We start from the raw sequence: 6,907 nt of genomic DNA, 5'->3' as shown, positions 1-6,907 counted from the left end.
GCCGCGGCGACCGACGCCGATCCCTCCCTCACCACCGATTCCCGCGAGGCAGCATGATCTGGGCGCTCATCACCCGTCTGAACGACGTGCTCGCCGTCATCGGCTTCGGCACCTGCGTCTGGGGCGTCGTGCGCCTCACCACCCTCATCAATCGCCGCTCGCGCGGCCAGTGATCCCGCCGGCGAGCCGGGTCTCTGCTCGCCTACAGCACAAGGAAATCAGGATGTTCGGAGCACTCAAGAAGGCCTTCGGCGCGGGCGCGAAGGAGATCAAGGCCGACTACAGCCAGAACAAGGATTACCTCGAGGCGGTCTGCGCCGCGTCCGCGCTCGTCGCCTACGCCGACGGTGAGTTGGAGGAGTCCGAGCGGTCGAAGGTCATTCGGACCATCTCGCAGCACCCGACGCTCGGCAAGATGTACCAGCAGAGCACCATCGAGAGCACCGTCGAGGTGATGTTCAAGCGCGCCAAGGACGCCTCCGGGCGCCAGCAGCTCGCCCGCGAACTCGACGACATCAAGGGCCGTGACGGCTCGATGGCGGAGGACGTCTACCTCGTCGCGCTCGACGTCGCCCATGCCGACGGTCAGGTCGAGCCCGAGGAGGACGTGGTCCTCAAGAAGATCGCCACACGCCTCGGCGTCGATATCTCGAAATTCGAGTTCTGACCCGTCCGCCGGGTCGGTCTCCGGCCCGGCGCCCGCCCTCCAGTCGCGGCGCCTCCCATGCTCGCCAACCTCCCCTGGATCCTGACGCTCGCCAGCATCGCGGGACTCACCGCCTACGCGGCGGTCCGCGCCTTTCACGACGGCAACCTCCAGCAGGCGGCCGACGACGGGGAAGGCCGCGCCGATGGCTGACATCCTCGTGCCCGGCAAACTCACGCCCGAGCTCATCGAGATCCTCGGGATGCCGAACTTCCAGTCGGCTCCGATCGCCCGTGCCTTCCGCGCGTCCGGACGGGCCGAGATCAAGTCCCGGTTCGAGGACGAGCAGGCCTTCGTGCTGCACTGGCTCCTCGGCCTCCACGCCGAGCACGGCACTGCCTGGCGCGAGGCCGCCAGCAAGGTCCTCGAGGCCGTCATCGCCGAGGCGAAGGCGCGGGCGGCCGAAGGGGCGGGAGGCGCCCGTGGCTGAGGAGACCCTGCTCACCGCCGCGCACCGGCTGAACCGCTTCTTCCGCATCGACATGGAGAAGGGCGGCCTCGTCGTCGACGAGACGATGCAGGCGCACCGCATCCTCGACCGCGAGATCGAGGCGGCCCAGTCCGGCAAGCCGCACGACGCTGCGCTGCTGCAGCCCGCCATCGTCGCCGCGCGCGACTTCCACTCCGACATGACCCGCCACGGCGGGATGGTCTCGACCAAGACCGAGATCGCCTTCGACACGCTCGACAAGGCGATCCGCGCGGTGGGCGGCCGGAAGGCGGACGCGGCCCATGCGTAGCGCTTCGACCTCCCTCGACGCGCTCAGCGCGGAGCAAGCCGCCGGCATGCTGTTCGACCGCGGCGTCACCCTGTTCGCCGTCCGCGACGAGACCGGCATGTGCGAGTGCCTGTGCCGCTCGGTGAACGGGACCGGCTACCGGATCCGCCAACTGCCGCACGACTTCGACGGCGTGCGCGCCGCCCTCGCGCAGCTCTGGGCCGACGCCGAGCGCGTGGCCCGCGAGCGTCAAGTCGCGCCCGGCACGGTCCGGCCCGTGGAGCCCGCCAACGATCCCGAAACCCTCGTCGTCGAGGCGCAGGTCGCCCGGCGCATCGCAGCGGAGAGGTGAGCATGCGCATCATCGACCACACGGAGGGCCGCGTGCCCGGGCCCGGCCTCTACCGGATGCCGGCGGCGCTCTATCACGCGGACCCGGCACCGGGCCCGAGCCTCTCCTCCTCCATCGCCCGCGCGATCATCAGCGAGACGCCCCGGCACGCTCACGCCAAGCACCCGCGCCTGACGCCGCAGACCGAGGACAGCAAGAACCGGAAGATGGACCTCGGGTCCGTCGCCCACGAGATCCTGACGGGCGAAGGGCGCGGCATCCACGTCATCACCGCGACGAACAAGGCCGGCGAGGCCGTCGAGACCTACGCAACGAAGGCGGCACAAGAGGAGCGCGACGAGGCGCTCGCCGCCGGACTGACGCCAGTCCTGTACTGCGATCTCCTCAAAGCCGAGCGCATGGTCGAGGCTGTCCGGTCCCGCCTCGCCGAGATACCGGAGACGAGGGGCGCGTTCGAGCTGGGCGCAGGCGAGACCTCGCTCGTCTGGCAGGACCGGCTCGGGCTGTGGGGGCGAGCGCAACTCGATTGGCGCGGTCCCGAACCGGACCTGATCTGGGATCTCAAGACCACCTCGGCCGGACTCTCGGATCGTGCCATCTCGACGAAGATCGCCGACGGACTGGACATCCAGGAGCACTGGTACCGCCGCGGCCTGACGCGGCTGGTGCCCGACCTGATGGGCCGGGTGCGCATGCGCTTCGTCTTCGTCGAGACGGTCGAGCCGTTCGAGTGCCGCGTGATCGAGCTCTCCGGCGAGCAGCAGTGGCTCGGCGAGCGCAAGGCCATCACGGCGGCCGTCCTGTTCCGGGAGTGCCTGCGTACCGGACGGTGGCCCGGCTACGCGGCCGGCATCAGCCGCGTCGAGGCGCCGGCATGGCCCGCCGCGCAGTGGGAAGCCCGCGAGGCTTCCGACCCCCTCTTCCGCGAGTTCGGCACGGCCTTGGTGCTGGCCCACTCGACCGCCGCCCCCGATCAGGAGATCGCCGCGTGACCAAGCCTTCCATTCGTACTTTCGAGGACAAGGAAGCGGTTCGACAGCAGGTGCCGCTCCTCGTCGGTCTCTTCGGCCCGTCCGGTTCGGGCAAGACCTTCAGCGCCCTCCGCCTCGCGCAGGGCATCCAGCAGGTGGCCGGCGGCGACATCTTCGTCGTCGACACCGAGTCGAAGCGCGCGCTGCACTACGCCGACCGCTTCCGCTTCCGCCACGTCGAGTTCGGCGCGCCCTTCGGCTCGCTCGATTACCTCGCCGCGCTCCAATACTGCGTCGGCAAGGGTGCCCGCACGATCATCGTGGATTCGATGAGCCACGAGCACGAGGGCGTCGGCGGCTACCTGATGACCCAGGAGGCCGAGCTCGACCGGATCGCGGGCGACAACGAGAGCAAACGCCAGAAGGCGACCTATTCGGCCTGGATCGTGCCGGCCAAGCAGCGGCGCCAGTTCATCAATGGCGTGCTCGGGCTCAACGCCAACTTCATCTTCTGCTTCCGCGCCAAGGAAAAGCTCAAGATCAAGGGCGGCGGCTCGCCCACCGAGCTCGGCTACATGCCGATCGCGGGCGAGGAATTCCTGTTCGAGATGACGGTGAACGCCCTGCTGCTGCCGGGCGCCCGCGGCGTGCCGACCTGGAAGACGGACTATCCTGGCGAGCGGCGCATGCTGAAGCTGCCGGAGCAGTTCCGCGAGCTGCTGCTGAAAGAGCAGCCCCTCGACGAGGAGATCGGCCGCAACCTCGCGCAGTGGGCGCAGGGCGGCACGGTCGACGTGTCGCGGCCGACCAGCAAGCCGGACGAGGGCAGGGCGCCGTCGCCCAACGGTCCCCGCGACCGCAAGACCGAACTCCTCGCCGTCGCCCGCGAAAAGGCGCGCGCCGGCAGCGACACGTTCGGGCTCTGGCGCGACCGGCTGAGCGAGGGTCAGCGCGCCGCCGTCGACGAGATCGAGGACGAGCTGCGCGACCTGATGGCCGATGCGGACGATCGGCCGCCAGACGACAGCTTCCCGGCCGACGACGAGCTTGCCGCGCGCGGGGAGGCCGCCTGACATGGCCGCTCGCCCCACCCCGAGCGAGGCCGACATCATGCGCCTCGTTCGCGCCGGCCTGACCTATGTCGACATCGGCCTGCGTCTTCTCATCTCGCCCCACAGGGTCAGCCGCATAGCCCGCAGCCACGGCTATGACGCCTCGAAGCGGATCAAGCTGAAGGCGCAGAAGCGGGCGGAGATCCAGAAGCGCCAGCGCGCCCAGCGTGCGTTCCAGCAGGCCCAGGCGGCTGCGGAGCGGAAGCGGCAGCAGGGCGAGCGCGACCCGCTCAAGCGCATCCCCGCCGTGCCGGGCTGGGCTGCGGTGGCCGGGCTGTCCCAGGACTATCGCGACCTCGCGCGCGAGTTCGACGAGGACCATGCGGCCCGCGAATGCCGCAAGCTGACGGCGGAGATCCGCCGGCAGGAGGCGCTCGACGCCCGGATGGGGAGGGCCGCCTGATGCGCCTCGTTCCCGCCCGCGCATTCGCCGCTCTCACCGGTGCGCCTTTTCAAACCGGAGAGGCAGCATGAGTGCTCACGTTCAGCAGCTACTTCTTCAGTGCGCGCACCTGCTCGGCGAGTCGCTCCTTACTGGAACGCCGCACTTCGGCGGTCGCATCTTCGCCAGGGCGGAGCATGCCAAGGCGCCTCCGCAGGCTGGGCTCGCTCTGACGCGAGGCGGTGTCTGCCCACGTCGGGTCTTGCATTTCCGAATTTTGCTTGGTCACGGCAGTGCACCTTGTCGTTCTGGTCCGATCGGCTTCGCAACCATAGCACGGCCGAGCCGCGGGCGCGTCCAAAAGCTCCGCGGGTCGTTCTGCGCCATCCTCGCCGACATGCCCCTCTTCACCGCCGCCGCGGAGTGAGGGGGATGCGCGCCCAATCCGACTTCTTCGCCGGCAGCGCGACGCGGCTGGTCTACGACGAGGCCGTCGAGCTGACGGTCGCGTCGCTCGCCGACTACGGCGCACGGCATGCGCACTGGTGCATCGCGTGGTCCGGCGGGAAGGACAGCACGGCGACGCTGACCCTCGTCATCCACCTGATCGAGAGCGGTCGCGTGCCGCGCCCGAAGTCGCTGACGGTCTATTATGCCGACACGCGTCAGGAGCTACCGCCGCTGGCGCTCGCCGCCGTCGATCTGATGGCGCAGCTCGCGCGCTTCCCCTGGATCCGGATGCGGGTCGTCACGGCGCCGCTCGACAAGCGCTTCCTCGTCTACATCCTCGGTCGCGGCGTACCCCCGCCCAACAACAACACGCTCCGCTGGTGCACGCGCCAGATCAAAGTCGACCCGATGGCCGCGGCGATCGCGGCCGACCTCGCGCCGGCCGATGTCGAGGGCCTCGGCCACAACGGCGGCCCGGCGCTCGACGATGCCGGCGTGATCGGTGCGGGCGAAACCGTCCTGATGATCACCGGCGTGCGCCAGGGCGAAAGCGCCATGCGCGATCGCCGCATCGAGATGTCCTGCTCCAAGGACGGCGCCGAGTGCGGGCAGGGCTGGTATCAGCAGGCTCTTCCCGAGTCGAAGGGCATCCGCGGCCGGATCAATACCCTCGCCCCGATCCTGCACTGGCGCGTCTGCCACGTCTGGGACTGGCTGAAGATCTTCGCCCCACATCCGTCCTACGGCGGGTGGTCGACTTCGCGCATCGCCAACGCCTACGGCGGCGACGAGGCCGAGGAGCTGAACGCGCGCACCGGCTGCTGTGGCTGCCCGCTCGCGAGCAAGGATCTCGCGCTCGACCGGATCGTCGCTGATCCCGGGTGGTCGCACTACGCGCCGCTCAAGCGCCTCAAGCCGATCTACCGCGCCCTGCGGCTGCCGAAGAACCGCCTGCGCAAGGCGGGCATCGAGCGCCTGAAGGACGGTTCGATCGCCAAGAACCCGCAGCGCATGGGGCCGCTGACCTTTGCCGCGAGGCTCTGGGCGCTCGGCGAGATCCTCGACATCCAGGCGGAGGTGAACGCCTCGGCCGCCGCGCTCGATCGGCCCGGGCTCGACCTCCTCAACGCGGAGGAAGAGGCGCGCATCCGCGAGCTGATCTCTCTCGGAACGTGGCCAGACGGCTGGGAGGGCACCGAGCCCACCGCCGACACACCGCTCGATGCCGTCTTCGCCGACGGGTCGGTGCAGCCCCTCCTCATCGGTGCGGAGTGATGCCCATGGTCGCCTACAGCTTCAAGAAGCGGTTCGGCCCGCCGATCCTCGCCGGCACGAAGGCGCAGACGATCCGCGCCGACCGGAAGCGCCATGCCCGGCAGGGCGAGCAGCTTCAGCTCTATACCGGGATGCGGACCCGGCATTGCACGCTGCTCGGCCGCCCGACCTGCCTCTCCGTCATGCCGGTGCGCCTGTGCTTCTCGGAGCGCAGCGCGACCGAACTGTTCGAGGTCGGCGGCGAGCTGCTGAGCCCGGCCCGGATGGAGGCCTTCGCGCGCGAGGACGGCTTCGAGAGCGTCGAAGACATGGCCCGCTTTTGGTGGGCCGAGCACCCGCCGGAGGAGGGCGACCGCATCGCCTTCGAGGGCGTGCTGATCCGCTGGCAGCCGCTCGCGGCGGCTCCCGTCCTTCCCCTCGCCGCCGAGTGACCGCCATGGCCGAGCACAGCACCATCACGCACGAGACTGTCATCGCCGGCCGCCTGCGCGATGCCGGACATCTGAACTACGGCAAGCGCGGCGGCGGCACGATCTGGCAGCACACCACGATCCCGCGCTTGTCCGCGATCGACCGGCCGACGCTGAACGACGAGGAGACCAAGCGTCTCGGCGTCTCCCGGCTCCGAGAATGGAGCGTTGACGGCGGGAGGGCTGGCAGCCTGGAGGACGCGATCGCGGCGCTGAACGTGCCGCCGGTCTTCACCGACGAGGAGCGCGAGGTTCTGGAGCGCGTGCCGGCCGAGTGGGTCGAGCTGCACGAGCTCCGGACCGGCCTCGGCGAGGAGCTCGGGCGGCAGGTCGGGCTCACGATCATGACGCTTCGGCAGAAGGGCGCCGTCGAGAACGAAATGCGCCCCGGTCCGGACCGTCGGCAACCCTGGATCCGGCGCGCGCCCGATGCCGCGCTATCGCAGCAGGATGGAGGCGCCCGTGGCTGA

The 6,907-nt window shown here is 69.9% G+C and carries 11 protein-coding genes; all 11 read left to right on the top strand.

All coding sequences use genetic code 11. The annotated features are described in order from the left end of the window. Positions 1-223: 223 nt before the first annotated feature. Positions 224-667 (top strand): tellurite resistance TerB family protein, encoded by a 444-nt coding sequence (locus HNR01_RS27170; RefSeq protein WP_183671054.1) that lies wholly within the window; start codon positions 224-226, stop codon positions 665-667. Positions 668-724: 57 nt separating this feature from the next. Beyond that, on the top strand, positions 725-859 hold the full coding sequence (locus HNR01_RS27985; RefSeq protein WP_255538709.1) for a hypothetical protein: 135 nt from the start codon (positions 725-727) through the stop codon (positions 857-859). Beyond that, positions 852-1,136, top strand: a complete 285-nt coding sequence (locus HNR01_RS27165; protein WP_183671052.1) for a hypothetical protein — start codon at positions 852-854, stop codon at positions 1,134-1,136. The genes HNR01_RS27985 and HNR01_RS27165 overlap by 8 nt, the downstream gene beginning before the upstream one ends. Further along, positions 1,129-1,446, top strand: a complete 318-nt coding sequence (locus tag HNR01_RS27160) for a hypothetical protein (RefSeq protein ID WP_183671050.1) — start codon at positions 1,129-1,131, stop codon at positions 1,444-1,446. Before HNR01_RS27165 ends, HNR01_RS27160 begins: the two co-directional genes overlap by 8 nt. Beyond that, on the top strand, positions 1,439-1,777 hold the full coding sequence (locus HNR01_RS27155; RefSeq protein WP_183671048.1) for a hypothetical protein: 339 nt from the start codon (positions 1,439-1,441) through the stop codon (positions 1,775-1,777). Before HNR01_RS27160 ends, HNR01_RS27155 begins: the two co-directional genes overlap by 8 nt. A gap of 2 nt (positions 1,778-1,779) precedes the next feature. Further along, positions 1,780-2,769: a PD-(D/E)XK nuclease-like domain-containing protein gene (locus HNR01_RS27150; protein WP_183671046.1), complete on the top strand. Its 990-nt coding sequence runs from the start codon at positions 1,780-1,782 to the stop codon at positions 2,767-2,769. Next, the gene (locus HNR01_RS27145) at positions 2,766-3,821 is read left to right on the top strand and encodes an AAA family ATPase (protein ID WP_183671044.1); all 1,056 of its coding nucleotides are present in this window, start codon (positions 2,766-2,768) and stop codon (positions 3,819-3,821) included. Before HNR01_RS27150 ends, HNR01_RS27145 begins: the two co-directional genes overlap by 4 nt. 1 nt (position 3,822) lies before the next feature. Next, positions 3,823-4,263 (top strand): hypothetical protein, encoded by a 441-nt coding sequence (locus HNR01_RS27140; RefSeq protein WP_183671042.1) that lies wholly within the window; start codon positions 3,823-3,825, stop codon positions 4,261-4,263. A gap of 411 nt (positions 4,264-4,674) precedes the next feature. Continuing rightward, entirely contained in the window at positions 4,675-5,967 is a 1,293-nt protein-coding gene (locus HNR01_RS27135) for a phosphoadenosine phosphosulfate reductase domain-containing protein (protein ID WP_183671040.1), read from the top strand. Between the two features lie 5 nt (positions 5,968-5,972). Continuing rightward, positions 5,973-6,398, top strand: coding sequence for an ASCH domain-containing protein (locus tag HNR01_RS27130; RefSeq protein ID WP_183671038.1), 426 nt, complete (start codon positions 5,973-5,975; stop codon positions 6,396-6,398). A gap of 5 nt (positions 6,399-6,403) precedes the next feature. Further along, the gene (locus HNR01_RS27125; RefSeq protein ID WP_183671036.1) at positions 6,404-6,907 is read left to right on the top strand and encodes a hypothetical protein; all 504 of its coding nucleotides are present in this window, start codon (positions 6,404-6,406) and stop codon (positions 6,905-6,907) included.

Source organism: Methylorubrum rhodesianum (assembly GCF_014199985.1).
GTDB classification, from domain to species: Bacteria; Pseudomonadota; Alphaproteobacteria; order Rhizobiales; family Beijerinckiaceae; genus Methylobacterium; species Methylobacterium rhodesianum.
This window is presented reverse-complemented; position numbering and strand designations above follow the sequence as displayed.

Bases quoted from the DNA above. Each gene is read 5' to 3' on its own strand.
- HNR01_RS27150 (WP_183671046.1), top strand. From the start codon at position 1,780: ATGCGCATCATCGACCACACGGAGGGCCGCGTGCCCGGGCCCGGCCTC.
- HNR01_RS27125 (WP_183671036.1), top strand. From the start codon at position 6,404: ATGGCCGAGCACAGCACCATCACGCACGAGACTGTCATCGCCGGCCGC.
- HNR01_RS27140 (WP_183671042.1), top strand. From the start codon at position 3,823: ATGGCCGCTCGCCCCACCCCGAGCGAGGCCGACATCATGCGCCTCGTT.
- HNR01_RS27130 (WP_183671038.1), top strand. From the start codon at position 5,973: ATGGTCGCCTACAGCTTCAAGAAGCGGTTCGGCCCGCCGATCCTCGCC.
- HNR01_RS27155 (WP_183671048.1), top strand. From the start codon at position 1,439: ATGCGTAGCGCTTCGACCTCCCTCGACGCGCTCAGCGCGGAGCAAGCC.
- HNR01_RS27170 (WP_183671054.1), top strand. From the start codon at position 224: ATGTTCGGAGCACTCAAGAAGGCCTTCGGCGCGGGCGCGAAGGAGATC.
- HNR01_RS27135 (WP_183671040.1), top strand. From the start codon at position 4,675: ATGCGCGCCCAATCCGACTTCTTCGCCGGCAGCGCGACGCGGCTGGTC.
- HNR01_RS27165 (WP_183671052.1), top strand. From the start codon at position 852: ATGGCTGACATCCTCGTGCCCGGCAAACTCACGCCCGAGCTCATCGAG.
- HNR01_RS27985 (WP_255538709.1), top strand. From the start codon at position 725: ATGCTCGCCAACCTCCCCTGGATCCTGACGCTCGCCAGCATCGCGGGA.